We start from the raw sequence: 3,353 nt of genomic DNA, 5'->3' as shown, positions 1-3,353 counted from the left end.
CTTCAGACCCCACCGTTAGCCAGTGACGCCCTTGCCATTCGGATTGTCTTCCCCTTAGCCGGGGTGACTCCACTATCTTTCAAGTGAACGGGTTTGCCAGCTTTGCTGGGCAAACAAAAAAGCGGCCTTCAAATGAAGGCCGCTTCTGTATTCACTGCTTGCCGCCCACTATTTTTATAAGCGGCTGGACGACATTAATCACGTTAGGATTTATGCTTCCATTTCGGCAATTTTGATTTTCCAGGTATCTGGTCCGGTCTGATGGGCATTAGTACCTTCAGCATCAACCGCGACAGTGACTGGCATATCTTCAACCTCGAATTCGTAGATTGCTTCCATGCCTAAGTCTTCAAATGCAACCACGCGTGCCTGCTTGATAGCCTTCGCAACAAGATAAGCTGCACCGCCAACTGCCATCAGATATACCGCTTTGTGATCTTTGATTGACTCTATCGCCATTGGACCCCGTTCAGCTTTACCGATCATACCGGTAAGACCCGCCCGGCCAAGCATCATCTCGGTAAACTTATCCATACGCGTTGACGTTGTCGGACCGGCCGGGCCGACCACTTCATCACCTACGGCATCGACAGGACCGACGTAATATATAAAGCGGTTATTGAAATCAACGGGGAAATCTTCCCCTCTCGCCAGCATATCCTGAATACGTTTGTGCGCCGCATCGCGACCCGTCAAGATCTTACCGGACAGTAAGACGGTCTCACCTGACTTCCATTCCTGAACATCATCCTTCGTGATTTCATCCACATTGACACGACGAACGTTATCACCCACATCCCACGTCACTTCCGGCCAGTCTTCCAGCTTAGGTGGTGTTAACTCTGCAGGCCCGGTACCATCTAATGTAAAGTGAACATGGCGCGTTGCTGCACAGTTCGGGATCATGCAAACGGGTTTCGATGCGGCATGCGTCGGTGCTGTCTTGATCTTGACATCAACAACCGTTGTTAAGCCACCAAGCCCCTGCGCGCCAATACCGAGTTTATTCACGCGGTTATAAATATCTAACCGCAATTCTTCTTCTGAATTTTTCGCACCACGCTCTTGAAGCTCATGAATATCAATAGATTCCATTAATGATTCTTTGGCTAATACTGCCGCTTTTTCAGCCGTACCACCGATACCGATACCTAGCATACCCGGTGGACACCAGCCGGCCCCCATTAGCGGAACGGTTTTTTCTACCCACTCAGCGACATCATCAGACGGGTTCAACATCACCATTTTGGTTTTGTTTTCAGAACCGCCGCCCTTGGCCGCGATCTGAATATCAACTTTGTCGCCCGGAACCATCTCGATATGGACTACCGCCGGGGCATTATCCTTCGTATTCTTACGCGCACCAACAGGATCGGCAACAACAGACGCTCGTAGGGGATTATCTGGATTGGTATAGGCCTGTCGAACACCTTCATCAACCATTTCCTGAACGGTAAGATCGCTGTCCCACTGTACATTCATTCCTATCTTCACAAAGCAGGTCACGATACCGGTATCCTGACAAATAGGCCGGCGCCCCTCTGCTGACATCCGTGAATTAATCAGAATCTGTGCAATCGCATCTTTTGCCGCTTGGCTCTGTTCTCTGTTATAGGCTTTTTCCAAAGCCTGAACAAAATCCAACGGGTGGTAATAGGAGATGTACTGCAGCGCATCCGCCACGCTACCAATCACATCTTGCTTACTGATAACAGTCATCATTGTCCTAGTAATTAATATCATTCGATGACACCCGACTTCTGGTTTCCAGCGCGGGTGTGATTAACATCATTTATGTGTTCTTGGGAAAGGAAAACCTATGCGAGTCTCCCCGCCATAGGTTTTATCCATGATTAATTAATCGCCATTGACAGGAAGTAGCCGATAACCGTAGCCGTCGATACTCCGATAAAGCCTGGAATAATAAAACTGTGATTTAAAATATACTTACCGATTCTGGTTGTGCCCGAACGGTCAAAGGTAATGGCCGCCAGATCACTTGGGTAGAACGGGAAGAAGAAATAGGCGTAGCAAGCCGGCAATACACCAATGATCACTTCAGCTGGTATCCCGAGAGAAAAGCCCAGTGGCAACATGATGGTCAGTACTGCAGCCTGGCTCTTCAAGAAAATAGAGACCACAAACATTGCGATGGCAAATGTCCACGGGTGAAGGTTAACGATGTCGCGCACCATCTCTATTAAGTAAGGCTTGTGATAGCTAATAATCGTGTCACTCATCCAAGCAATACCAAAGATGATAATCACGGCAGTCATACCGGCAATAAACACGTGGCTGGTTACAATTTTCTTAGGTTGAACTTTCGTGATTAGCAAGATGATTGCGCCAACCGACAGCATTAAGAACTGTATGGCTACAGACATTTTAACGCCGTCAGGAAGCAAGCCGAGATCTTTACCAAACATCGCGACAAAAATAACCGAAACAATACCCAGGACGAATACGGTTAATCCTGTTTTCGCCTGCTTATCTTCGGTTGACCCATCCTCTGTTTCCACATCGTTATCGATTAACTCCTTTCGGAACTCCTCGTCTTGACAGCGCTCTTTGAACTCGGGATCTTTGTCGAGGTCTTTTCCTCGATGAAGGCTCCAGGTACAGGCAACTAGCAGACCGGCCAAAGTGGCAGGGATCGTCACCATAAGTACATTGAGCAAACCAATATCAAGATTATTATCAACGGCAGTGGCCATAACAACGGCTGCGGCCGCTGCAATTGGACTGGCGGTAATACCCATTTGTGATGCAACCGATGCCATCGCCATCGGGCGTTCCGGGCGAATCCCTTTTTTGTAGGCCACATCGTAAATAACAGGAAGAAGAGGATAAACAGAGTGACCTGTACCAACAAGAACCGTTAATGAATAAGTGCTAAGCGGACCAAGAAAAACAATTTTATTAGGGTGCTTACGCAGCATTTTCTCTGCATATTTGACCAAAAGTTTTAATCCGCCCGTCGCTTCCAACGTCGCGGAAGCCGAGACTACGGCTAAAATAATCAACATTACGCCGATGGGTGGTGTGCCAGGTGCGACACCAAAAACAAACGCTAAGACCGATACGCCCAACCCTCCGAGAAGACCAAAAGCTATGCCGCCGTGTCGGATACCGATAAATATGACGGCGAGGAGCAACATCATATGAACATAAAACATGTTTTTATCCTTAAATCATTATTACAAAAATAACAGCCAGTGCAGACACTAGGAATGCCGTCGCGTAACACGCGATTTTACCTGCCACACCGGTGTGGAATTTCAGGTCATGCATACCGTGGTGCAGGCGGTGCATGGCATGCCACATTGGTAGTGCCAGCGTAGCGATAGTAAATA

At 48.0% G+C, this 3,353-nt stretch carries 3 protein-coding genes; all 3 read right to left on the bottom strand.

The genetic code is table 11. The features are described from left to right. Positions 1–210: 210 nt before the first annotated feature. Positions 211–1,719: a fumarate hydratase gene (locus C9I89_RS22085; protein ID WP_107285481.1), complete on the bottom strand. Its 1,509-nt coding sequence runs from the start codon at positions 1,717–1,719 to the stop codon at positions 211–213. Between the two features lie 134 nt (positions 1,720–1,853). Then, on the bottom strand, positions 1,854–3,176 hold the full coding sequence (locus C9I89_RS22080; protein ID WP_107285480.1) for an anaerobic C4-dicarboxylate transporter: 1,323 nt from the start codon (positions 3,174–3,176) through the stop codon (positions 1,854–1,856). A 10-nt stretch (positions 3,177–3,186) separates the two neighbouring features. Further along, on the bottom strand, positions 3,187–3,353 hold a 167-nt coding region (gene frdD, locus C9I89_RS22075; protein ID WP_342750181.1), incomplete at its 5' end, for a fumarate reductase subunit FrdD.

The sequence above is a fragment of the Photobacterium lipolyticum genome (assembly GCF_003026475.1).
GTDB lineage: Bacteria > Pseudomonadota > Gammaproteobacteria > Enterobacterales > Vibrionaceae > Photobacterium > Photobacterium lipolyticum.
The sequence above is the reverse complement of the archived record's forward strand: the minus strand, read 5'-3'. Positions and strand labels throughout refer to the sequence as shown.